The sequence below is a fragment of the Caballeronia sp. LZ034LL genome (genome assembly GCF_031451215.1).
In the GTDB taxonomy this organism is placed as follows: Bacteria; Pseudomonadota; Gammaproteobacteria; order Burkholderiales; family Burkholderiaceae; genus Caballeronia.
Window position 1 is genome coordinate 1,262,812 of sequence record NZ_JARUXR010000004.1, and the last position, 21,826, is coordinate 1,284,637.

General features: G+C 64.5%; 20 protein-coding genes and 1 tRNA gene. 3 read left to right on the top strand and 18 right to left on the bottom strand.

The features are described 5' to 3' along the window. The first annotated feature begins 5 nt into the window (after window positions 1-5). From QCE83_RS33240 to QCE83_RS33250, 3 genes are all read left to right on the top strand, one after another. Complete coding sequence (locus tag QCE83_RS33240; protein ID WP_309820942.1) at window positions 6-1,532, top strand: sugar ABC transporter ATP-binding protein; 1,527 nt, start codon at window positions 6-8, stop codon at window positions 1,530-1,532. Continuing rightward, complete coding sequence (locus QCE83_RS33245; protein WP_309820944.1) at window positions 1,529-2,539, top strand: ABC transporter permease; 1,011 nt, start codon at window positions 1,529-1,531, stop codon at window positions 2,537-2,539. The genes QCE83_RS33240 and QCE83_RS33245 overlap by 4 nt, the downstream gene beginning before the upstream one ends. Window positions 2,540-2,627: 88 nt before the next feature. Beyond that, on the top strand, window positions 2,628-3,485 hold the full coding sequence (locus tag QCE83_RS33250) for an SIS domain-containing protein (RefSeq protein WP_309820946.1): 858 nt from the start codon (window positions 2,628-2,630) through the stop codon (window positions 3,483-3,485). A gap of 9 nt (window positions 3,486-3,494) precedes the next feature. Here the strand turns inward: QCE83_RS33250 and QCE83_RS33255 are convergent, their stop codons facing one another. From QCE83_RS33255 to QCE83_RS33340, 18 genes are all read right to left on the bottom strand, one after another. Continuing rightward, entirely contained in the window at window positions 3,495-4,751 is a 1,257-nt protein-coding gene (locus QCE83_RS33255) for an MFS transporter (RefSeq protein ID WP_309820949.1), read from the bottom strand. Between the two features lie 27 nt (window positions 4,752-4,778). Beyond that, entirely contained in the window at window positions 4,779-5,783 is a 1,005-nt protein-coding gene (locus tag QCE83_RS33260) for an ABC transporter permease (protein WP_309820951.1), read from the bottom strand. A gap of 2 nt (window positions 5,784-5,785) precedes the next feature. After that, window positions 5,786-6,799, bottom strand: coding sequence for an ABC transporter permease (locus tag QCE83_RS33265; protein ID WP_309820953.1), 1,014 nt, complete (start codon window positions 6,797-6,799; stop codon window positions 5,786-5,788). Next, a complete protein-coding gene (locus tag QCE83_RS33270; RefSeq protein ID WP_309820955.1) occupies window positions 6,796-8,328 on the bottom strand; it encodes a sugar ABC transporter ATP-binding protein in 1,533 nt (510 codons plus the stop codon). The genes QCE83_RS33265 and QCE83_RS33270 overlap by 4 nt, the downstream gene beginning before the upstream one ends. A 34-nt stretch (window positions 8,329-8,362) precedes the next feature. Beyond that, on the bottom strand, window positions 8,363-9,379 hold the full coding sequence (locus QCE83_RS33275; protein WP_309820957.1) for a substrate-binding domain-containing protein: 1,017 nt from the start codon (window positions 9,377-9,379) through the stop codon (window positions 8,363-8,365). 38 nt (window positions 9,380-9,417) lie between these two features. Beyond that, on the bottom strand, window positions 9,418-10,197 hold the full coding sequence (locus QCE83_RS33280) for an SDR family NAD(P)-dependent oxidoreductase (protein ID WP_309820959.1): 780 nt from the start codon (window positions 10,195-10,197) through the stop codon (window positions 9,418-9,420). Between the two features lie 13 nt (window positions 10,198-10,210). Beyond that, window positions 10,211-11,380 (bottom strand): mandelate racemase/muconate lactonizing enzyme family protein, encoded by a 1,170-nt coding sequence (locus QCE83_RS33285; RefSeq protein WP_309820961.1) that lies wholly within the window; start codon window positions 11,378-11,380, stop codon window positions 10,211-10,213. 30 nt (window positions 11,381-11,410) lie between these two features. Continuing rightward, window positions 11,411-12,085 carry a GntR family transcriptional regulator gene (locus tag QCE83_RS33290; RefSeq protein WP_309820963.1) on the bottom strand — a complete coding sequence of 225 codons (675 nt, stop codon included), beginning with the start codon at window positions 12,083-12,085 and terminating at the stop codon, window positions 11,411-11,413. A gap of 58 nt (window positions 12,086-12,143) precedes the next feature. Then, complete coding sequence (locus QCE83_RS33295; protein WP_309820965.1) at window positions 12,144-13,049, bottom strand: SMP-30/gluconolactonase/LRE family protein; 906 nt, start codon at window positions 13,047-13,049, stop codon at window positions 12,144-12,146. A gap of 136 nt (window positions 13,050-13,185) precedes the next feature. Then, window positions 13,186-14,493: an MFS transporter gene (locus tag QCE83_RS33300; protein ID WP_309820967.1), complete on the bottom strand. Its 1,308-nt coding sequence runs from the start codon at window positions 14,491-14,493 to the stop codon at window positions 13,186-13,188. Window positions 14,494-14,612: 119 nt separating this feature from the next. After that, window positions 14,613-15,464: a class II aldolase/adducin family protein gene (locus tag QCE83_RS33305; RefSeq protein WP_309820969.1), complete on the bottom strand. Its 852-nt coding sequence runs from the start codon at window positions 15,462-15,464 to the stop codon at window positions 14,613-14,615. A 53-nt stretch (window positions 15,465-15,517) separates the two neighbouring features. Continuing rightward, complete coding sequence (ilvC, locus tag QCE83_RS33310; RefSeq protein ID WP_309820971.1) at window positions 15,518-16,531, bottom strand: ketol-acid reductoisomerase; 1,014 nt, start codon at window positions 16,529-16,531, stop codon at window positions 15,518-15,520. 58 nt (window positions 16,532-16,589) lie between these two features. Further along, a complete protein-coding gene (locus tag QCE83_RS33315) occupies window positions 16,590-17,609 on the bottom strand; it encodes a PDR/VanB family oxidoreductase (protein WP_309820973.1) in 1,020 nt (339 codons plus the stop codon). Between the two features lie 61 nt (window positions 17,610-17,670). Further along, the gene (locus QCE83_RS33320) at window positions 17,671-19,215 is read right to left on the bottom strand and encodes a Rieske 2Fe-2S domain-containing protein (RefSeq protein WP_309820975.1); all 1,545 of its coding nucleotides are present in this window, start codon (window positions 19,213-19,215) and stop codon (window positions 17,671-17,673) included. 303 nt (window positions 19,216-19,518) lie between these two features. Beyond that, window positions 19,519-20,199: a GntR family transcriptional regulator gene (locus QCE83_RS33325; protein ID WP_309820977.1), complete on the bottom strand. Its 681-nt coding sequence runs from the start codon at window positions 20,197-20,199 to the stop codon at window positions 19,519-19,521. A gap of 84 nt (window positions 20,200-20,283) precedes the next feature. Next, complete coding sequence (locus tag QCE83_RS33330; protein ID WP_309820979.1) at window positions 20,284-20,619, bottom strand: hypothetical protein; 336 nt, start codon at window positions 20,617-20,619, stop codon at window positions 20,284-20,286. A gap of 390 nt (window positions 20,620-21,009) precedes the next feature. Then, a tRNA-Sec gene (locus tag QCE83_RS33335) sits at window positions 21,010-21,105 on the bottom strand. A gap of 75 nt (window positions 21,106-21,180) precedes the next feature. After that, window positions 21,181-21,810 carry a DedA family protein gene (locus QCE83_RS33340; protein WP_309820981.1) on the bottom strand — a complete coding sequence of 210 codons (630 nt, stop codon included), beginning with the start codon at window positions 21,808-21,810 and terminating at the stop codon, window positions 21,181-21,183. Window positions 21,811-21,826 lie beyond the last annotated feature (16 nt).

Genomic DNA, 21,826 nt, shown 5'->3' on the forward strand with positions numbered 1-21,826 from the left:
CCATCATGCTTCCGTTTATCGCTCTCTCGGGCATCGCCAAGCGCTTCGGCGGCGTGCACGCCATCGAGGGCATCGACTTCGACGTCCACGCGGGCGAGGTCCATGCGCTCGTCGGCGAGAACGGCGCGGGCAAGTCCACGCTGATGCGCGTGATCGGCGGCGGCCATCAGGCGGATGCGGGCACGATACGCGTCGAAGGCCGCGAGATCACGTTCCGCAATCCGCATGCATCGCTGGCCGAAGGCATCGCCGTGATTCATCAGGAGACCGCGCTCGCGCCCGATCTCTCGGTGGCCGAGAACGTGTTCCTCGGCGCGATGCCCGCCGTGCTCGACTGGCGCGCGCTGCGCATGAAGGCCCGCGCGCTGATCGAGAGCCTCGGCTTCGAGATCGATCCGGCCGCGCTCGTCGAAACGATGTCGGCGGCGCAATGCCAGGTCATCGAAATCGCCAAGGCGCTGAGCGGCACGCTCAAGCTGCTGGTGCTCGACGAACCGACCGCCGCGCTCGCGCCCTCGGATGCCAACCGTCTGCTCGACATCGTGCGCGACCTGAAGGCGCGCGGCGTGGGCATCGTCTATATCTCGCACCGGCTGGAAGAGGTCTTCGCGATCGCGGACCGCATCACGGTGCTGAAGGACGGCAAGCGCGTCGATACCGTCACGCCCGGCGACATCACGCGCGACGAACTGATCCGCAAGATGGTGGGCCGCCCGCTGTCCGTGCTGTTTCCCGAACGCCATGCGACGCTCGGCGCCGAAGTGCTGAAGGTCGACGGGCTGACGCGCGGCCGCGCCGTGCAGGATGTGTCGTTCTCGTTGCGCGCCGGCGAAGTGGTGGGTCTGGGCGGGCTGATCGGCTCGGGGCGCACCGAAGTCGCGAGGCTCATCTTCGGCGCGGACACGCGCGACGCGGGCCATATCGAACTGAAGAACAAGCCGCTCCATGCGCGTTCGCCGATGGCCGCCGTACGCGCGGGCATCGGCTTCGTGCCGGAGGACCGCAAGGGCCAGGGCGCGGTGCTCGGAATGCCGATCCGCATCAACGCAACGCTCGCCGCGCTCGATTCGGTGAGCGGGCCGTTCGGCTGGCTGGCCTTCCGGCGCGAGCGCGCGGCGGTGGCGAAGCTGATGGACGCGCTGCGCATCAAGGCGCGCTCGATGGACGCGGATGTCTCGACGCTGTCCGGCGGCAATCAGCAGAAGGTCGTGCTGGCGAAGTGGTTCCACGCCGACGGCGATCTCATCATCCTCGACGAACCCACGCGCGGCGTCGACGTCGGCGCGAAGGTCGAGATCTACACGCTGGTCAATCAACTGGCGGAACGCGGCAAGGCCGTGCTGGTGATCTCGTCGGATCATCAGGAACTGATGGGCCTGTGCGACCGCATTCTCGTGATGGGCGAAGGCCGCATTCGCGGACAACTGAATCCCAGCGACTACAGCGAGGAACGCATCCTCGCGCTGTCGCTGCAACGCGAGGCCGGCGAAGCGCCCTCGCTCACTCATACCCATGCGGAGATGACATCATGAATCACAGCGCCGCCACGCCGGAATCATCCAGTGCGCGCACGCAGCGCACCGCGGCCGCCTCATGGTGGACCGCCGCGCGCCGCTTCAATACGGTCGCGATCCTTGTCGTGCTCGTGATCGCGGCATCGTTCGTATCGAGCGACTTTCTCTCCGTGCCGAACCTCGCGAACATCTCGCGGCAGGTCGCGGGCGTCGGCATCATGTCGGTGGGCATGCTGCTCGTCGTGCTCACGGGCGGCATCGATCTCTCCGTGGGCTCCGTCGCCGCGCTTGGCAGCGTGCTGTGCGCGCTGCTGATTCCCGAACACGGCCTGTGGTTCGCGCTGCTCGCCACGCTCCTGACCGGCGCGCTGTGCGGCTTCGTCTCGGGTGCGCTGGTGGCGTGGTTCCGGCTCACGCCGTTCGTCGTCACCCTCGCGATGATGACCGTGGCGCGCGGCATCGCGCTGATCGTGTCGAACGGCTCGCCGATTCTCGTCGACGATCCCGGCCAGGCGCTGCTCGACTTCGGCCGTCATTCGTATCTCGGCATTCCGGGGCCGACGCTCGTCATGCTGCTGGTGTTCATCGGCGGCGGCATTGCGCTGAACCGGCTGCGCGCGGGCCGCGTGGTGCGCGCGATCGGCTCCAACGAGGAAGCCGTGCGCCTCTCCGGCGTGCCGGTCGCACGTCATGTGCTCGGCACCTATGTGGCATCGGGCGTGCTCGCCGCGATGGCCGGCATCATCTCGACCTCGCGCGCGGGCGTCGGCGCGCCGACCGTCGGCGTGGGCGACGAACTGACCGTGATCGCGGCGGTGGTGATCGGCGGCGCGAGTCTCGCGGGCGGCAAGGGCGGCGCGCTCAATACGCTGATGGGCGTGCTGATTCTCGGCGTGATCGGCAACATCATGAATCTGGCGAGCGTGCCGGGTTATCACCAGCAGGTGGTGATGGGCGTGATCATCGTCGCGGCGGTGCTGTCGCAGCGCGGCGGCGGCTTCTGGCGGCGTTTCTCGTTCCGATAAACTGTTCCTTTCGTGTGACCCCGCGTGACCCCGCCGGCCGCGCCGCCGTTCGAGCCTGCGCGTCCGGCGTCCTTCAAAGGAACATCGAGTGTCCGACATCAACGTTCTCGAACTGATCGACCGCGCACGGCCGGGCCTGAAGCGCGGCAGCCGGCAGGTCGCCGAGTTCATCCTCTCGAATCTCGATACCCTCCCCGACCTGAGCCTCGCCGAACTCGCGCGGCTCGCCAACGTCAGCGAGCCGACCGTGCTGCGCTTCTGCACGACGCTCGGCTGCAACGGCTTTCGCGACTTCAAGATCCGCGTCGTGCAGAGTCTCGCGCTCGGCGCGCCCGCCGCGCACTCGGTGCTCTCCAACGACGACACGCCCGAGGCCGTCGCCACCAAGATCTTCGACTACACGATCACGAGCCTCGACTGGGCCCGCAAGAAGCTCGATTTCGCGGCCGTCGGACGCGCGGTCGATCTGCTCGCGAAGGCGCGGCGCATCGAGTTCTTCGGCTTCGGGGCGTCGGGCATCGTCGCGCAGGACGCGCAGCAGAAGTTTCCGTTGTTCGGCGTGCCGTGCGTCGCGCATCAGGATTCGCATCAGCAGTTCATCGCGGCCTCGATGCTCGAAGCGGGTGATGCGGTCGTCGCCATTTCGAACACGGGTTCCACGCGCGGGCTGATCGAGATCGCCCGCACGGCGCGCGAACGCGGCGCGGGCGTGGTCGTCATCACCGGATCGGACAGCCCGATCACGCGTTACGCCGACGTCGCGGTGATCGCCGAGACGCTCGAAAACACCGATGTCTATACGCCGACCACCTCAAGGCTTGCGGCGCTGGTCGTCATCGACATTCTTTCGACCAGTGTGGCATTGAGGCGCGGCGAGAACCACACGCGCGACGTCATGCATATGAAGAAGCGGCTCGCGCATCTGCGGGCCACGGGGGAGATTTGAGGTTGTCGCTCAGAACGCCTCGCGGGCGTTGGCGCCCAGGGCAGGTCGTTCTTCCTTGCGGCGCGTGCGCTGGATGCGCCCGTATGCCAGCAGCGCGATGCCGCCCAGGATGACCAGCGCGCCGAGCACCATGAAGCCCGACATGTACGAGCCGGTGGACTGATACAGCATGCCGACCAGGAAGCCCGCCAGCGTGCCGCCGCCGCCCGCGCCGATGCCGTTGATAATGCCCGACGCCGGTCCGATCGCATGCGGCTCGATGGTGGATTGCAGGATCGACCAGATGTTCGGTGTATAGCTGCTCGCGTAGTAGCCGAGCGCGATGGTGATGAGCGCGAGCTTGCCGTAGCCGCTGTGCAGCATCGGCAGCAGCATCATCAGCACGCCGGGAATCAGCAGGCCGAGCGCGGCGATCAGCACGCGCTTGCCGGTGCGGTCGGAGAGCCGCGACATCGGCACGGCGAGCAGGACAGCGGCCACGTAGGGCAGCGAACTCGCGACCGCCTGCGACATCCCCGTAAAGCCCACCGACTGCACCGCGAGTGGAATCCACAGCGTCACGCCCCAGAACAGCATGCCCTGCGTGATGTAGCTGACCAGCAGGAGCAGAAAGGCGGGCCCGCCGAGCGCGTCGAGCGTCAACCTTCCCGACGCATTCGCCGACTGCGGCGTGCGATACGGCGCTTCGCTTTCGGGCTTCAGCATCTTCATGTAGAGCGGCACGATCACGACGAGGCCGAGTCCGCCCATGAGGAAGAACATCGAGCGCCAGCCGAACGCGTGATAGATCGGCGTGAGCACGATGAAGCCAAAGGCCAGCGCCAGATACTGCCCGTAATACTGGATGATCGCATTTGCCTTGGTGCGTTCGCTGGGCGCAAACCACGCTTTGGCGAAGCGCGACTGCTGCGGCCAGTACACGCCTTCAGCAACGCCGAGAATCAGGCGGCAAGCGAGCAACACGGCCAGCGAACTCGTGAAGCCGACGAACACGGTCGCGGCAGACCACAGCGCGAAGGTCCAGATGACCACCGGCTTCGGATCGAACTTGCGGGTCAGGATGCCGCCGAGCACGTTGGACAGCGCATAGCCGACGAGGAAGATGGTCAGCGCGAGGCTCGCGGTCACGGCGAAGCGCGGGCCCGAGAAACCCATGTCCTGTGCAACGGATTGCAAGCCGACCGAAAGCGTCGTACGGTCCAGATAGGCAACGCACAGCCCGAGCATCAACGAACCGCCGACGCTCCACCATTTCGAATCTTTCATGTGTTGTCTCCCCTGCTGTCTTGTGGCTTACGCATCCGGATCGAGCCGCGCGTTGATCGCAATCGCCAGAATGATGACCACACCGCTGATGGCATCCTGGATATGCGGCGACACCAGCAGGATATTCAGAAAATTGCTCAGTGTCGCGAGAAACAGCACGCCCACGAACGCATTGCGGATCGATCCCTTGCCGCCCGCGAGACTCACGCCGCCCACGACCACCGCAGCAATCGTGCCGAGCAGAAAGTTGTCGCCGGACGTCGGCGCGACCGAGCCCGTGCGCGCGAGGAACAGGAAGCCCGCCAGTCCCGACAGCAGGCCGGACAGCGTATAGATGGCCACCGTCGTACGCTCGACCGCAATGCCCGACAGACGCGCGGCGCGCGCGTTGCCGCCGAGCGCATACAGCACCACGCCCAGCTTGCTGCGCGCCAGCAGGACGCCGAGCACCGCGGTCAGGACCAGGAAGATATAGACCGGCACCGGCAGCGTGAAGACGCGCGTCGCGCCGAGATCGGCGAAGAAGGCGTCGGGGTTGTAGATGGGCGCGCCGCCCGTGAAGAGCATCGATACGCCCGACAGCACCAGCGCCATCACCAGCGTGGCAATGAACGCGGGAATGCGCAGCACGACCACCATCAGCCCGTTGAGCAGGCCGACGACGGCCGCGCCGATCATCGCGATCGCAATGGCCGGCAGGAAGCCGACATACGGCAGCGCGTTGGACATGCTCATCTGCTGCTGTAACTCCGACCCCGCGCCGCCCATGAAAATGGCGGAGGCGACCATCAGCGCGACGATCGACAGGTCGATGCCGCCGGTGAGCATCACCAGCGCCTCGCCGAGCGCGAGCACGCCGATGACCGAACTCTGGAACAGGATGTTCGAGAGATTGCCGGGTTCCATCAGGCGGCCGCGCGACACCGCCGTGCCGACGATCAGAAACAGCGCGAACACCACGACAATCGCGTTCTTGCGCACCAGTGCGGAGCGCCACCACGGTTCGTGCGCGGCTTGAGCCAGGCTGGTCATGTTCATCCCCTGTTGCCGAGCGTGCGGCGTTCCTGCCTTCCTTGCCGCAGCACGGAAAGCCCCACGGCGATCACGATGACCACGGCGCGGATGATGCTTTGATAGTAAGGATCGATGCCAGTGAGGTTCATCACATTGGCGATCAGCTGATAGATGAGCACGCCGGCCATCGCCTTGAGCAGGCGTCCTTCGCCGCCGAACAGGCGCACTCCGCCAATGACGATGGCCGCGATCGAATCCAGTTCCCAGCCGATGCCGCCATTGGGCACGCCGCTGCTGGAGCGGATCACGAGCGCCACGCCCGCGAGACCCGAGATCAGTCCCGCTACCGTGTACACGCCGATCTTCAGCCGGTCCGAACGCACGCCCGCGAGACGCGCGGTGGTTTCATTGCCGCCGACCGCATAACAATGCAGCCCGGCGCGGGTGCAGGCGAGCCACACGGCGGCCACGATCACCAGGAGGAGCCAGATGACGGCCGGCGGCGTCAAGAGGCCGCCCATGCCGCCAAGCGATTGAATCAGCGGGTTGCCGGTCAGCACGCTCTTCTCGCTGACGCTGAAGGCGAGGCCGCGCGCGATGCCCATCATCGCCAGCGTTGCAATGAGCGGCTGCACGCGTCCGCGCACGACCGACACGCCGCTCGCCAGTCCGCACAGCGCGGACGCGATCAGCGCGCCGCCGAGCGCGAGCACGAGACTCGTCTCCGCATAACGGGCGAGCAGGATGGACGAGAGCGCCATGACGGCGGCCACCGAGAGGTCGAAGCCGCCCGTCAGCACGACGAGGAACTGCGCCACCGACAGGATGCCCAGCACCGCCGATTGCGTCAGCAGGTTGCCGAGGTTGGACACCGTCATGAACTGCGGACTGACTGCGCAGGCCAGCGCGAACAACGCGAGCAGAATCAGATAGACGTCGTAGCGCGCGAGCAGGCGCTTCAGGTCGTGCCGGGCAGGCGCCTGATGCGACGACACCGCCGGATGCGAACGTGAAGAAAACGGGGAATGGCTCATGCCGCGACCTCCATGCCTGGGTTCGACCGGGGCACCGCATGGCGCATCACGTCGATCTGCGTCGCGTGTTCGCCTTCGAGCATGGCGGCGGTGCGTCCTTCGGCCATGACGAGAATGCGGTCGCTCAGCGCGAGCAGTTCGAGCATGTCCGACGACGCCATGATCACCGACATGCCTTCGGCCACGAGCTTGCGGATCAGTTGATGAATCTCGAACTTCGCGTTGATGTCGACGCCCCGGCTGGGTTCGTCGAGCAGCAGGATGCGTGTGTCGTTCGCCAGCCATTTGGCGAGCACCACTTTCTGCTGATTGCCGCCGGAGAGTGTGCGCACCGTCTGCTGCAACGAAGGCGTCTTGATGCGCATGCGCGTGACCAGCTCTTGCGCGATCTCGCGCAGGCGGCTGCGACGCATCATCGAGAGGCGCGAGACGCGCTTCAGGATCGGATACGAGATGTTGTCCTCGACCGAGCGTCCGATCACGAGTCCGCTTTCGCGGCGCTCCTCCGGCACGAGGCCCAGGCCCGCGCGGATCGCATCGCGTGGCGCGCCGAACAGCACCGGCTTGCCGTCGATGACAATCTCGCCGGCATCCGGCTTCGTGATGCCGAACAGACATTCGAGCAATTCGCTGCGTCCCGCGCCCACCAGTCCGCCAAGGCCGAGAATCTCGCCCTTGCGCAACTCGAAGCTCACGTCCTCGAACTGGCCTTTTACCGTCAGGCCGCGCGCCGTCAGCACCGTGTCGCCATCGCGCTTCGGTTCGGGCCGTGCGGGCAAAGCGTCTTCCAGCGGACGGCCGACCATCGCCTGGATCAGATCGGCCTCGCGCACCGTGCTGACTTCGTGGGTCGCGACGCGCGCGCCATCGCGCATGATGGTCACGCGGTCGCCGATGGCAATGATCTCCTGCAAGCGGTGCGACACATACACGATCCCGATGCCCTGCTTGCGGAACACAGCGAGCAGGTCGAACAGATGGCGGATCTCGTTGTCGGTCAGCGAGGCGGTGGGTTCGTCGAGCACGATGATGCGGCTCTCGCGCGAGACCGCCTTGACGATCTGCACCAGTTGACGCTGCGCGGGACCGAGATTGCGCACTGGCTCGTCGATGGGAAAGCGCAGGTTGAAGCGCTCCATCAATTCGACTACGCGCGCACGCATGCCGGCCCGGTCCAGCAAGCCGCCGCGTCCGGTCTGCTCGTGGCCGAGAAACACGTTCTCGGCCACCGTCAGCGGCAAGACCAGGTCGGTTTCCTGATAGATCACCGTAATGCCGAGTTCATGACTCAGCACCGGATCGAGCGCGGCGAACTCGCGGCCCGCCATCGACACGCTGCCCGCATCCGGCGTTTCCGCGCCCGACATCACGCGCATCAGCGTGGACTTGCCCGCGCCGTTCTCGCCGATCAGGCAATGGATCTCGCCCGCGCGCAGGTCGAAATCCACGCCCTTGAGCGCGCGCACGCCCGGGTAGGACTTGACGATGCCAGACATGCGCAGCAGCGGGGCCGTGGTCTCGTGGTTCATCGCTATCGTGCTCCGTTGGACGACGTCATCGAGCTCAGCAGCAGCCGACGCCCATCGCCTTCAGTTCCTTCAAACGCTGCTCGATCAGCGCGCGATGTTCTGGCGTATGCGCATCGAACTCTTTCTTGTCCGAGTACACGACCGGCTGCACCGGCTTGCCGGCCTGCGAGTCGTTGAAGACCTTCACCGCCAGCGCGCCGAAGGTCGGCGGCGTCTGCACCGTGTAGCTTGCCCAGCCGTCGAGGATCGCGCGCAGGCCGTCGGCGGTGCCGTCCTTGCCCCACAGATAGCCCTTCAGGTCGTCGCGATTCGCGGCCTTGATCGCCGTCAGGCCGCCGATCATTTCGTCGTCGCTGTCGAAGACGATGCCGTCGATGGAACCCTTCGGGAACGATTGCAGAAAATCTTCCGTGCACTTGCGGCCGCCTTCGCGGCTATAGCGTCCGTCGCACTTCGCGACGAACTTGATGCCGGGATTCTTCGCGAATACGCTGTCGAGTCCCTTCTGTTCTTCCAGCACCGGCGCCGCGCCCGTGTTGCCCGTCACATGCAGCAGCTTGCCTTCGGGCTTGCCGTTCTTCTTCGTCATCTGCGCGACGACATCCTGCCCGACACGCACGCCGGTGTCTTCATAGCTGATGGTGAGAAGCGAAATCCAGCCGTCCTTGCCCGGCTGTCCCGGCATCGCACGATCCGCGACGATGAGCGGCACGCCCGCCTTCTTTGCCATGCCCGGGACCGGCGCGGCAGGCTCGTACTCGACCGGCTCGACGATCAGCACCTTGGGCTTGCGCGCAAGCAGATCCTGCACGTCGGAAAGCTGCTTGGCCGGATCCCAGTTCGCGTTGGTCCACACGAAGTCATAGCCCGCGTCCTTCCAGCTCTTCTCCATGTCCTTCGTGTTGACGACCCGCCACTCGTTCTCCATGCCCGATTGCGACATCGCAACGAGGCCCTTGCTTGCATCGGCCTGCATCGAGAAGATCAGGCTCGCCGCGCCCATCGCCAGCGCGCAGGCCATCCTCATGCCCTTCATTTGCCGTACTAACATTTTTGTCTCCGGTTATGGTGTGTCTGTTCTGGTTCGGGTCAGGTCATCAGGAAGCCGCCGGTCACGTTCAGCGCCTGTCCCGTCATCGCGCTCGAATCCGCGCTGGCGAGGAACATCATCGTGCTGGCAACTTCCTCGGGCGTGACGAAACGGTTCATCGGCGCCGCCGATTCCCACTCGCGCCGTACCTGCGCAATGCTCTTGCCTTCCTTCGTCGCGTGATGCGCCATCACGTCCTCGATCCGCTCGCCTTCCACCGGTCCGGGACACACCGCGTTCACGCGGATGCCGTGTTCCGCGTTCTCCAGCGCAAGGGTCTGCGTAAGACCGAGCAGGGCCCATTTCGAGCACACGTAATCGGCACGCAACGGCAAGCCGCGCCGCGCGACGTTCGACGCGGTCGTGACAATGGCGCCGCGCTTCGCCGCGATCATCAAAGGCAGCACAGCGCGCGTGACGAGCATCGTGCCGGTCAGGTTGATGGCGAGCGTTTCGCTCCATTGCGCGAGCGGCATGTCCTTCACGAGGTTGTAATGGCCATTGAAGCCCGCGTTGTTGACGAGCACGTCCACGCGTTGATCGAAGAATCGCGCGGCGGAAGTGACGGCTTCGGCGACGGCGTGTTCATCGCGCACATCGCAATGAAATACCTGGCAGCGGCGTCCTTCCTTTTCGACTAGCGCACGCGTTTCGTCGGCGGGCTGAAAATCCAGCACGGCGATGTCCGCGCCTTCGCGGGCAAAAGACGTCGCGATGACCTGTCCGAGGCCCGCGGCCGCGCCCGTGATGATCACCCGCTGATTGACGAATCGACTCACAACACATCCTCCTTCATTGAACAGAGAAGCGCTGCAGCGCGGCTTCGTTGACGGTTACGCCGAGACCCGGTGCATCCGGCACGGCAAGCCTGCCTTCCACAAGTGCAAAGCGCTGATCCAGCAGATCGTCGCGCAGGGGGTTGTGCTTGCGATCGAACTCGACGATCGGTTCGTTTTGCAGCGCGATGGGATTGGCGGTATGCGGGATCGGCGGGATCGTAGCGATGGCCTGCAACGCCGCCGCGACCGCAATGCCCGAACCCCACACATGCGGAATGACGCCGACGCCATGCGTGCTCGCGAACGCGAGAATCTGCTTGAACGCGGTGAAGCCGCCGCACACGGCGAGGTCCGGCTGGGCGATGTCCACGCAGCCCGTGCCGATCAGTTCCGCAAAGCCGTAACGCGTGAATTCGCACTCGCCGCCCGCGACCGGCACCGGATTCTCCGCGCGCACCCGCCGATAGCCCGCCTTGTCTTCCGGCACCACCGGCTCCTCGAAGAAGCGCACGTCGAGCGGTTCCATCAGACGTCCCATGCGAATCGCGGAGGTCGCGTTATAGGCATGGTTCGCGTCGACCAGCATGGCGATGTCCGGGCCGACCGCCGCGCGAATCACGCGCAGCCGTTCGATATCGTCCTTCAGGCTCAGCAGGCCGATCTTGACCTTCAGCATCTCGAAGCCCGCATCGGCATAGCTCGATGCTTCCGCTTCCAGACTGCGCAGCAGTTCGGACATGCGGCTGTAGTCCTGCGGGTAATAGCAGCCGGTTGCGTAGGCCGGGACGGATTCGCGGAAGCGTCCGCCAAGCATTTTCCACACGGGAAGCCCCGCTGACTGACCCGCGATGTCCCACAGCGCGATATCGAGCGCGGAGATCGCTTCGACGTAGGTGCCCTTCTGCCCGAAGTCGCGCGAGAAGTTGTACAGCTCTTCCCAGATGCGCACGGGCTCGGTCGGATCGCGGCCGATCAGCTTCGGTGCAAGCACGTGGTCGATGCACGCGGCCACCGGTTCCGGCGGACCGTATTGCCCGCCCTCACCCCAGCCGACGAGGCCGGTATCGGTTTCGATGCGCACCAGATAACTGTTGCGCTCGGGAAACGCGGCCTGCGACGAATAGAACAGCTTGTCGCCGAGCGGCACGCGCAGCACGTAGGAACGGATCGTCCTGATCTTCATGTCGTGTCGTGGATTGAGGGTTGTCAGCGTTCAGTTTTCGGAATCGAGATCCGCGAGGTCGATGTTGGCGCTCAAGCGGTCACGCGAATTCTCGAGGTGGGCGCGCATGGCTTTCGCGGCGCCCTGGGCATCGCGGAGACACACGGCTTCGATGATCGCAATGTGCTCCGGCAACGCAATCTCGTACGCGCCGGTCAGCTTGTCGACGATCGCGCGCTGCGCCCAGCGGATCAGTTCCATATGCGACGACAACGCCTTTTGCAGCCGCACGTTGCCGCAGTACACATGGGCGAGTTCATGCACCTGCCGGTCCGCCTGCGCGATCGGCTCCGGGTCGCCTTGCTGCAGCGCTTCGGCGGCGTTCAGATACGCGGCCCGCACCCGTTCGGCTTCCTCGGGCGGAACCGCGAGCGTCGCGCGCTCCACCGCCATGCATTCGAGCGCGATGCGCAAATCGAAAATCTCGTTCACCGTCTGCTGGTCGAGCGGCGCGACGTACACGCCCTTGCGCGCCTCGACCGTCACGAAGCCCTGTATTTCCAGCGAGCGCAATGCGTCCCGGAACGGCGTCGAACTGACTTTCCACGCCGTCTGGAAATCGCCGATGTTGATGCGCTGCCCCGGCCGCACGCGTCCGCCGATGATCTCTTCCTTTAGTGCGAGTTCGACTTGCTCGCTGAGTGATGCTCTATCGAAGACCTTCATGTCGTTTCAACCTCGAATGTGTCTGGATCACGCGCCCGGTTGTATCACAGGCATCGGCTCAGCCCCGGTAACGCGGACTGGCGAGACCGCGCACACCCGGTCGCCACGCAAACAGACTGCCTGCGTGCGGCTCGCGTGCGCGCTGGGTGTCGTCGAGCGTGAACCAGGCGGTCGTGATGAACATGATGTCGAGCTCCAGGCCGCCGAAAATCATGCACGTCGGGTTCGATACGGGCAGCGGCACTTCGCGGTCTACCGTGCCGTCGGGCGCGTAGCGCACCAGCTTCGCGCCGCCCCACTGCGCGTTCCAGAGAAAGCCTTCTTCGTCGACGATGGAGCCATCCGGCGCGCCCGGCGTCGCGAGTTCGGCGAACACGCGGCGATTGGCGAGGGCGCCGTCGGCGTAATCGAAGGCGTCGATGCGGCGCGTCGGCATGTCCGAGAAATACAGCGTGCCGCCGTCGGGACTCCAGCACAGCGAATTCGCACAGGCGATGCCGGGCAGCAGGTCATGCACGCGGTGATCGGCGTCGAGGGAATGCAGCGCGGCGTTGGCGCGTTGCGGCGTCTCTTCGTTCATGCCGCCGCACAGGAAGCGCCCGTCCGGCGACACGCGGCCGTCGTTCAGACGCGTGCGGGCCACCGGTGCGGTCAGGGCGGCGAGCGGTTGCGGTTCCAGACTGCCGTCGTCCAGCGTCGCGAAACCGCGCTCCAGCGCGAGGACGAGACCGCCGCCCGCACGCAGGCCGAGCGCGCCGATACGCTCCGGCATCGTTCTCACGACGGGCGCGCTGTCCCTGCTGGATGGCTTCCACGACCACATTTCCCGCGCATGGATATTGGTCCAGTGCAGCGTTTGTGTGAGGTCGTCCCAGACCGGGCTTTCGCCGAGGCAGTGGCGACAGTCGAGGATGACTTGCGGTGAATCGGCGATGACAGACATGTCGGGTGGTGAATGCGTCATGATTTGATGCATGATGCCTGATGCATCAGATTTCACGCATCAGAGAAAACCCCGAGTGCTTCAAGTCTGGTTCGAACGCAAAAAACCGGCACGGGTATCAGCCCGTGCCGGCTTTTTCGGAAGGAAATACGGAGCGTTATCGCCGCCGGCTATTCACCAGCGCAGCAGGCACCAACAGCACCAATACCCCGCCGATCACCAGACTCACCGAGAGCGCCAGCACGCCCGCCCCCGCCGATCCCGTCGCTTGTTTCACCAACCCGATCAGCGACGGACTCACCACACCGGAAATGCTGCCGACCGAATTCGCCAGCGCGAGCCCCGCTGCCGCCGCCGCCCCTCCCAGGAACGACGGCGGAATCACCCAGAACTGCGAGATGGTCGTCATGACGCCCATCGTGCCGATGGTCAGCGCGATCATCGCGAGCACGGTCGAGTGAGAGAACACGACGCTCATCGTCAGGCCGAATGCCGCAACCAGACCCGGCACGATCAGATGCCAGCGACGCTCACCGGTCCGGTCCGAGTTGTGGCTCACGAACACCATCGCCAGCGCGCCGGCCGCATACGGAATCGCCGTCAGCAAGCCGACATGCAGCGGATCGGCCACGCCGCTGGACTTGATGAGCGTCGGCAGCCAGAAGCTGACCCCGTACAACCCCATGGTGTAGAAGAAGTAGATGACGCTGACGAGCAGCACCTTCGGGTTCATCAGGCCGTCTTTCATCGAGTGCAGCCCGCTCTTCGGTTGTTCGACCTTGAGTGCGGTCTCGAGCGTGTCCTTCTGCGACTCCGTGAGCCACTTGGCGTCGCGCACCCGGTCGTCGAGATAGAAGAACGCCATCACGCCCAGCACGGCGGTCGGGATGCCTTCGACCAGGAACAGCCACTGCCATCCCGCAAAACCATGCGAGCCGTTCATCGCGGTCATGATCCAGCCGGACAACGGCCCGCCGATCACCCCGGACATCGGGATGCCGGTCATGAACAACGCCGTCACCTTCGAGCGCCGCGAAGCCGGGAACCAGTAGGTCAGATAGAGCACGATGGCCGGAAAAAAGCCGGCCTCCGCGACACCGAGGAAGAAGCGCATGACATAGAACATCGTCGGTGTTCTGACGAACATCATCGCCGCTGAAATCAGGCCCCACGTGACCATGATCCGGGCGATCCAGCGGCGCGGACCCACGCGGAGCAACAACAGGTTGCTGGGCACTTCGAACAGCAGATAGCCGACGAAAAACACACTCGCGCCAAAGCCATAGACGGCCTCGCTGAAGCCGAGGTCGCTCAGCATCTGGAGCTTGGCGAATGCAACGTTGATGCGGTCGAGATAAGCGAAGAGGTAGCAGACGAATAGAAAGGGAACGAGACGCCATGCTGCTTTGGTGAACACGGACGTGTCGGCGCCTTCCACGAAGGTGGCTGGGCTTTGGGAACTCAAGTTGTGTCTCCTGTGGGGCCATCGAGTGACCAGCGGTGTCCTGTACCGGACGGTTCTCCGCCAGCGCTTGAGAGGCGCGCGCCAGACCCGGCGCGCGCATCCCGCACTACCCTGCGTACTCAGTCGAACATGTCCGGCTGGGTTTCGACCAGCTCGCTCCAGATGGTCTGGAAGTGCAGCCAGCCAATGTAGTCGCTGCCCACATGCTCGCGGCTGTAGCGGGCGCGCTCGGGCGTGACTTCCTTCGGCGTGATGCCGGTGGCTTCGATCATCAGTTGCTGCTGGCAGCAGCGCTCGAGCGCGATGAACCAGAACGCGGCCGAGTCGATGCTGTGACGGCTCGCCGTCAGCAGGCCGTGGTTCTGGTGAATGGCGGCCTTCACGCCCTTGAACGCGTTCGCGACCTTGTTGCCGCCCTTCACTTCCACCGCGACCTTGCCGGCTTCATCGCCGATGACGACGTGGTCTTCGAAGAAGGCGGCTGCATCCTGCGAGATCGGCGCCAGCGGCTTGCCGAGCGAGGCGAATGCCGTGCCGTAGGTGGTGTGCGCATGACACATCGCGACGATGTCCTGATGCTGCTCATGCACCGCCGCGTGCAGGACGAAGCCGGCGCGATTGATCGCGTATTCGCCTTCGACGACCTTGCCCTCGTGGTCCGCGCAGATCAGGTTCGACATCTTCACCTGCGAGAAGTGGACGGCCATCGGATTGGTCCAGTACAGGCCCGGATGCTCCGGATCGCGCACCGTGAGGTGACCCGCGAAGCCGTAGTCGAAACCTTGCAGCGCGAAGGCGCGGCAGGCGGCGACGAGACGTTCCTTCAGATACTTGCGATGTTCGGCGTGGTCCTTGAACTCGGGCATGCGCGGGAAAATCACGCCTTCCTGATCCGGCTCATAGATCGAGATCTTGCCGGGCTTCAGAATCGATTCCTGCGCGGCTTGCTTCGGTTCATCGATGGTGGACATCAGATACTCCTGTTGTTGATTGGGGGACACTGGAACTTCGCGAGAGCAGCGGCCTAGTTTCTGGAGCGGTCGACCAGTGCGTCCCGGGCGATCCACGGCATCATTGCGCGCAGCCTGGCGCCGACGACTTCGATCGGATGCGCGGCGGTGATACGGCGGCGCGACTGAAGGGTCGGCGCGCCGGCCTTGCTTTCGAGGATGAATTGCTTCGCGTACTCACCCGTCTGGATGTCGTGCAACACGTCCTTCATGGCGGCCTTCGTCTGCGCGGTCACGATGCGCGGGCCGGTGACGTATTCGCCAAACTCGGCATTGTTGGAAATGCCGTAGTTCATGTTGCCGATGCCGCCTTCGTAGATGAGATCGACGATGAGCTTCACTTCGTGCAGGCATTCGAAGTACGCCATTTCGGGCGAGTAGCCGGCTTCCACCAGCGTTTCGAAGCCGGCCTTGATGAGGTCCACCAGACCGCCACAGAGCACGGCCTGCTCGCCGAACAGATCGGTTTCGGTTTCCTCCAGGAAGCTCGTCTCGATGATGCCGGCGCGACCGCCGCCCGTCGCCGCCGCGTACGCGAGCGCGATGTCGCGCGCCGAGCCCGAGCGGTCCTGCGCCACGGCGATGAGGTGCGGCACGCCGCCGCCCGCGGCATACGTGCTGCGGACGGTGTGGCCGGGCGCTTTCGGCGCGATCATGATGACGTCGAGGTCCGCGCGCGGGCTGACCTGGCCGTAGTGAATGTTGAAGCCGTGAGCGAAGCCGAGCGCCGCGCCTTCGCGGGCATGCGGTTCGACTTCCGTGCGATAGACCTCGGCGATCTGCTCGTCAGGCAGCAGCATCATGACGATGTCGGCTTCCTTGACGGCATCGGCAATGCGCTTGACGGTCAGGCCGGCGCGTTGCGCCTTCTCCCACGAAGGGCCCTGGCGCACGCCGACGCAGACATTGATGCCGCTGTCTTTCAGGTTGAGGGCGTGTGCGTGCCCCTGCGAACCGTAGCCGATGATGGCGACGCTGCGGCTTTTCAGAAGGGCAAGGTCGGCGTCCTTGTCGTAGAAGACTTTCATGCTATTTCCAGATGGGTGCGATGGAAGGGTTGATGTCGGGCCACGCGAGATGCGTGGTCTACAGGTCCAGGATCAAGGTCTTGCTGATGGGCCGGGAGACGCATACCGTCAGGAATTCCTTGCGTTCGTCTTCGTCCAGAATGAAGTCGTTGTGTTCGACTTCGCCTTCGAGATAGCGGACCTTGCAGGTTGCACACAGACCGGCACAGCAGGACGTGGGCACTTCGACACCCGCCTCGCCCAGCGCTTCACTGAAGTTTTGCTCCGGTCCCACGTGAATGACCTGACCCGTGCTGGCGATGGTGACGTCGCAACCCTCGGCGTTCTCGGTGCCCGACGGTTCGCGCTTCGGCTGTTCCGGCGCCTTGAAGTGCTCGAAGTGCACGGTGCCCTTCGGCCAGTGACTCGCGGCGTCCGCGCAGGCCGCCATGAATCCGCCCGGCCCGCAGTAATAAACGTGCGTGCCCGGCTGCGGCTCGGCGAGCAGCGCGCGCAAGTCAAGGCGATCGGCTTCCGCGCCATCGTCGAAGTGATAGTGCAGCTTGCCCGCGCGCAACATGCTGGCGAACTCAGGACCGAATGCCGCGGCATCCTGGCTGCGCGCGCAGTAGTGCATGTCGAAGTCCACGCCGCGCTGTTCCAGCTCATGCGCCATCGCCTTCAAGGGCGTCACGCCGATCCCGCCCGCAATCAGCACGACCTTGCGTGCGCCCTCGGCCAGCGCGAAGTGATTGCGCGGCTTGCTGATGGTGACGATGTCGCCGGCGCCGATGCTCTCGTGCACCGCGCGCGAACCGCCGCGCCCGCTTTCGTCCTTGAGCACGGCAATGACATACCGGTTGCGCTCGGCGGGCGAATTGCACAGCGAGTACTGTCGGATGACGCCGTTCTTCAGATGGACGTCGATGTGCGAGCCCGCCTCGAAACGAGGCAGCGCCTGGCCGCTCGGGTTCGTGAGTTCGTACGAGTTGATGCCCTTGCCTTCGTAACGAATCTGCTTCACGCGCACATCGAGCGTACCGGCTTCGATATCCGCGACCGCTTCTTCCTGTTCCAATCGTTCCAATACCGTGTCCATGATCCTTGCTCCGTGGCGGATGACGGCCGCGCGTACAGACGGCCGGCACCCGGCGCGCCGATTAGCTCTTCAGCGACTGTTCGAGGTCCTTGAACTTGTTGCGCACGAACTCACCGCGCGCGTCGCCCTTCAGGCTGTCGCTCTCGGTCAGGATCTGGACGACGGTCTTCAGCACCTTGCGACGGCGCGCCACTTCTTCTTCGACCGTCGCGCCCTCTTCGATCTCGAACACGTTGCCCGAGCAGAAGCTGTTGGGCGCACCGCCCAGGGCGCGGAACCATTCGGCGAAGCCCTGCGCCGAAGCCGCCGCGTTCGTGCCGCGCACCGCATCGCGCAGCATCTTGCGGAACTGATACAGGCCCGCATCGAACTTGGTCGGATTCTCGAGTGCATGAACCGCGATGGGACGCTGGCTGATGATCGCCTCGTAGTCGCCCGGTGCGTATTGAGCCTGTTTGTAGATGTCGCGTTCGCGATGGTTCGGGGGAATCGGCGGCATGTCTTCGAGCTTGTACTTGCCGAAGCGCTCGGGACGGCGCATCGCCACCTGTCCTTCCAGGAAGTCGATGGTCTCGTAACCGACCATCTCCTTGTTGCCGATGCCGCGTGTGTCGATGCCCGGGCCCATGACGCGCCAGCCGATCATCTTGCTGTTCTCGTCATCGACGGGCACGGTCCAGCGGATGATGTGGAAGCGGCTGAAGTACTTCTTCTTCGAGCCGTCTTCCGACGTGTAGGCATGCAGGCTCAGGTTCGGCAGCACCTGATGCTGGACGCGGACGAACAGCCGGTCCTTGTTGACGCGACGCGCACCGGCGCACGCCAGACTGCGGCCGCCCTGCACCGGCACGAAGTTCATGTCGGGCGCGACTTCCATGGACGCAGCGCCGACTTCGTCGAAGGTCGTTCCCTGATAGTTGCCGTCGACGACGTTCTTGCCCGCGTGCAGTGCGGTCGGATGGTAGTTGTCCGCCGCGTTGTCCTGGACCTGCAGCCAGTTGCAATGCTGGAAGTTGCTGTAGGGCACGAGTTCGTCGCCGGGCGATACCGTGTAGTCGCCTTCCCACTCCGGAAACGGCGGCTCCTCTTCCGGCGGGCCCATGTAGGCGAACACGAGGCCGTTACGCTCGACCGCCTTGTAGGCGCCCTGACGAATAGAGCACGCGTAGCGCTCGGCTTCCTTTTCCTCGCCCTTCGGGAACGGCACGTGGAGGCAGGCGCCGTCCACGTCGAACACCATGCCGTGATAGCAGCACATGATGCCGCGCTCCTGAATCGCGCCATATTCGAGCGATGCGCCGCGGTGAACGCAGTGCGCATGCAGCACGCCGACGCGGCCGCTCTTGTCGCGGAAGGCGACCAGTTCTTCGTTGAGGATCTTGAGGAAGCGCGGCGTGTCGGTCAGCTCCATCGACATGCAGACCGGGTGCCAGAAGCGGCGCATGTATTCGCCCGTCGGCGTGCCCGGGCCGGTTTCCGTCAGCTCGGGATCATGCTCCGGCGTCTTGTTGGCGTAATAGCCGCCGAACGGAATCAGCTTCTTCGCCACCGGCGCCGAACCTCCGGTGCGCTTCTGGTCGTCCATCTTGTCCGATTTGACGCTCATGTCCTGCCTCCAATGATTGTTAGGGACCACATCGGTTGTTCTTGTCAGAGCCGGTTTCCGTCGTCGGTGTTCCGTGCTCTGAACTCTGTATCCAAAGATTAGGCGCATACGAGGGCGATGTCTCTATGGGTAAACACGGATAAGGGTGTTTCCGGGCGCTGCCGGAGACGCGCTAGCGTTGCGCGGGAGGCGTCAATCGCATATCGCGAGGACGTGAGGTGGGTGGCAATGCAGACAGGTGCAGAGACGCGGGATTTTCAGAAGGGATGACGGCCGCAGGACCCAAGCGGCCGGTATTGCGACTCAGGAAGTAGCCTGAGCGATTTCGCTGTTCGTGCTCATGTGCTTCACGAGATTCGCTCGCGCCGCCTCGACGTGCAGCACGCTCAGGCGCGCGGCGAGTTCTTCGTCGCCTGCCGCGATTGCGTCGGCGATGGCCGCGTGCTCGTCCCAGACTACCTTCCTCTGGCCGACGACCTGATGCACCGCGCCCATCACGCGCCTCAGGTGCATCCAGTGCAGCCGGGCATTTTCAAGGATCAACGGATTGCCTGAAGCGGCGTAGATGGCCAGATGAAACGCCATGTCAGCCTCGACCATGGCCTTGATGTCATCGCCTCGCATCGCCTTGCGGCCGTTGGCGATCAGCGACTTGTCGAGCCGCACGGAACGCCGGGCGGCAAGCTTGGCGGCGAGACCGTCGAGCGCTTCCCTGAATTCATACAGATGCCCGACCCGTTCGACATTGAGCGGCGTGACCTGCAACCCACGCCCCGGAGCGTCCTCGACCAGCCCATCCTTCTTGAGCAGACGGAACGCCTGAAGCACGGGCGATCGGGATACCGAGAGCTGCTCGGCAATCTCCTCCTGCACGATCCGCGTTCCAGGGGCGATGGAGCCTTCGCTGATGGCGTCGAGAAGAATGTTGTAGACCTCGTCGACGTAATCGGTACGAGCCTGAATCTTGACGAGTTTGGCCGGCATGGCAAATCAGAATCGATATTGAATACCGAATCCTATCAGCTTTCCAGACGGATTTTGCTCCGGCAATTCGTCACGGCAAGCGCGTCAGCGCATGGACAGGAGCGCGACGCCAAGCGTTTCGTTTTCGGCGGCATGCTTCTCATAAAGCACGTCCGGCGCGACATCACGCACCTGCAAGACATCTTCCATGACCGCGCGTGCGCGTGCCAGGCCGGATTCGGAACTGGCCTGCACCAGCACGAGCGATTGCGACGCAAAGTAACGTCTAGCCTGCTTCAGCACGAAACTCGCATCCTCGATGAACGCCGCTGCGGTGAAGTCGCGCGCGTCGCGTACGAGGATCGACACCAGGCCGATTCTCGCGCGGGCAAGTATCCACGCGGCGTCGTAATCCGTACGCGTTTCAGATCGCTTGAGCACGCGCGAAAGCCCTTCGAGTTCCCTCAATGAGGCGTTTGCATTCAAAACGCATTGTGCCGAAGCGGGAAACGCGTCGGAGTCTGTCCACTGTGCGAGGGCATGAGGCGGTCGGCGGAGACCGCCGAAAGCGCCATCGCTATGGCTCAGCGTCTGACATTCGACAGCAGGGCTCGCATCGGACCGCAGGATGAGGTAGTTGGGGACGTCCATTTTTGGGTCTGTCGATTGACGCTGTGGAGACGTGCGATCGCTTGGCTTCAGGCGCCGTGACTACGGTACTCTAAATTCTGTATACAAAGAGTACGTCCGCAAAGAGGTCGCTCCCATCAGGGAAAACACTGTCTCTTTCGGTGGGATCAAAGGGTGAGCGAGCAGATGCCACGAGCCACATGGCGGAAGGCAGCCGGAGTCGAACCGACCTGGGAATGTCTGACATCCCCAACTGGGTTTGAAGCCCAGCCGCACCACCGGATACGGATGCCTTCCGTGCGTCACGCTGCGCCGCCGTTGAAACTTCGCGGGAGGCGACCGATTATAACTACGTCATTCGTCGAGCATGAGTCAGGGTCCGCCGCTCTTGTCCTTCATGTGCCGTCGCGGCTGACGCCTCCGCAACAGCCGATAGACGCAGTACAGCAACGCCACGGCCACGAGCAGATCGACCACGGTGGTGCCGTGCGCCTGCAATTCGAGCAGCGCGAGATGCAATTGATGCTCGAAGAGCGCGCCGCCCAGCAGCCAGAACGCCGCCCACGCGACGACCCCCGCCGTGTCCCACAGGAAGAAGGCCGGCACCGCGATCTGCGTGGTGCCCATCAACGGCGGCGTGACGAGTCCGAGTCCCGGAACGAACTTCGACAGCGCCACGATCGGCGGCCCATGACGCTCGAACAGCTCGCCGGTCGTGCGCATGCCCGAATCCACCGCATACGACCTGCGCGAGAGCGCCGCGACCAGCTTGCGCCCATAGATGCGCCCCGCGGCGAACCACACGCCGTCGCCGAGCAACGCGCCGCACACCGCCGCGAACAGCACGTGCGTGAACACGAGCCGTCCGCTCGCCACCGCCGATCCCGCGAACACCAGCAACGGCGCGGAAGGCAACGGCACGCCCAGCCGCGTGAGCAGCACGTTCGCGAAAACGGCCGCGCCGCCCCATTGCACGATTGCCGACGGCGGGATCTGAATCAAACAGCACCTCGCGAAC

What these genes read in the sequence shown, in the direction of transcription:
- QCE83_RS33240 (WP_309820942.1), top strand. Translation starts at nt 6, where the DNA reads ATGCTTCCGTTTATCGCTCTCTCGGGCATCGCCAAGCGCTTCGGCGGC.
- QCE83_RS33245 (WP_309820944.1), top strand. Translation starts at nt 1,529, where the DNA reads ATGAATCACAGCGCCGCCACGCCGGAATCATCCAGTGCGCGCACGCAG.
- QCE83_RS33255 (WP_309820949.1), bottom strand. Translation starts at nt 4,751, where the DNA reads ATGAAAGATTCGAAATGGTGGAGCGTCGGCGGTTCGTTGATGCTCGGG.
- QCE83_RS33260 (WP_309820951.1), bottom strand. Translation starts at nt 5,783, where the DNA reads ATGACCAGCCTGGCTCAAGCCGCGCACGAACCGTGGTGGCGCTCCGCA.
- QCE83_RS33265 (WP_309820953.1), bottom strand. Translation starts at nt 6,799, where the DNA reads ATGAGCCATTCCCCGTTTTCTTCACGTTCGCATCCGGCGGTGTCGTCG.
- QCE83_RS33270 (WP_309820955.1), bottom strand. Translation starts at nt 8,328, where the DNA reads ATGAACCACGAGACCACGGCCCCGCTGCTGCGCATGTCTGGCATCGTC.
- QCE83_RS33275 (WP_309820957.1), bottom strand. Translation starts at nt 9,379, where the DNA reads ATGTTAGTACGGCAAATGAAGGGCATGAGGATGGCCTGCGCGCTGGCG.
- QCE83_RS33285 (WP_309820961.1), bottom strand. Translation starts at nt 11,380, where the DNA reads ATGAAGATCAGGACGATCCGTTCCTACGTGCTGCGCGTGCCGCTCGGC.
- QCE83_RS33290 (WP_309820963.1), bottom strand. Translation starts at nt 12,085, where the DNA reads ATGAAGGTCTTCGATAGAGCATCACTCAGCGAGCAAGTCGAACTCGCA.
- QCE83_RS33295 (WP_309820965.1), bottom strand. Translation starts at nt 13,049, where the DNA reads ATGACGCATTCACCACCCGACATGTCTGTCATCGCCGATTCACCGCAA.
- QCE83_RS33305 (WP_309820969.1), bottom strand. Translation starts at nt 15,464, where the DNA reads ATGTCCACCATCGATGAACCGAAGCAAGCCGCGCAGGAATCGATTCTG.
- ilvC (WP_309820971.1), bottom strand. Translation starts at nt 16,531, where the DNA reads ATGAAAGTCTTCTACGACAAGGACGCCGACCTTGCCCTTCTGAAAAGC.
- QCE83_RS33315 (WP_309820973.1), bottom strand. Translation starts at nt 17,609, where the DNA reads ATGGACACGGTATTGGAACGATTGGAACAGGAAGAAGCGGTCGCGGAT.
- QCE83_RS33320 (WP_309820975.1), bottom strand. Translation starts at nt 19,215, where the DNA reads ATGAGCGTCAAATCGGACAAGATGGACGACCAGAAGCGCACCGGAGGT.
- QCE83_RS33325 (WP_309820977.1), bottom strand. Translation starts at nt 20,199, where the DNA reads ATGCCGGCCAAACTCGTCAAGATTCAGGCTCGTACCGATTACGTCGAC.